Annotated in this window: 1 protein-coding gene; it reads left to right on the top strand. The window is 66.0% G+C overall.

The window, feature by feature from the left end:
- The coding region (locus X735_RS0135715) for a VCBS domain-containing protein (protein ID WP_031214095.1) at positions 1-846 on the top strand (846 nt) is incomplete at both ends.

The following is an 846-nucleotide window of genomic DNA, read 5'->3' as shown; positions in this document are numbered from 1 at the left end:
CTTCACCTACACCATCAAGGACGGCGACGGCGACACCTCGCACACCACGCTGACCATCGCCATCGGCGATTCAACCCCGACCGACGCCATTCCGGCTGCCGGCGGCGCCACCACCACCGTCTATGAAGCCAGCCTGCCGGCACGCGCCGGCGAACCGGCCGGCTCCAACGAGCCTGCAACCACCGAGACCACTTCGGGCACCATCGGCTTCACCTCGCCCGACGGCCTGACCACCGTCTCGCTGGGTGGCCATGTGCTGACCGGCTCGGCCCAGACTTTTGCCGACGGCACCACAGGATCGCTGACGGCCAGCTATGTCTACAATGCAACCACCGGCATCGGCACCATCAGCTACGCCTATACGCTGATCGACAACACGCTGACCGATCCGTCGAGCACCAGCTTCGCGGTCGTCGTCACCGACGCCGACGGCGACAGCGCTCCAGCCGGCAATCTCGTCATCACCATCGTCGACGACGTGCCGACCGCACACGCCGATACCGACAGTGTTGCGTCCAACCAGTTCACCGCCGAGACCGGCAATGTGCTGAGCGCGGTTGGCACCACCTCGCCGGTCACCGGCATCGACGTCAAGGGCGCCGATGGCGCTGCCGTGGTCGGCGTTGCCGCCGGCAACACCAATCTCGATGTCGACAATGCCGCAACGCTCGGCACCCAGGTCCAGGGCAGCTACGGCAAGCTGACGCTCAACGCCGACGGCTCCTACTCCTATGTTCGCGATGCCGGCACGCAGGGCGGCGTCAGCGATGTCTTCACCTACACCATCAAGGACGGCGACGGCGACACCTCGCACACCACGCTGACCATCGCCATCGGCGATTCAAC

It is taken from the genome of Mesorhizobium sp. L2C084A000 (assembly GCF_000502875.1).
Lineage (GTDB): Bacteria > Pseudomonadota > Alphaproteobacteria > Rhizobiales > Rhizobiaceae > Mesorhizobium.
This window is presented reverse-complemented; position numbering and strand designations above follow the sequence as displayed.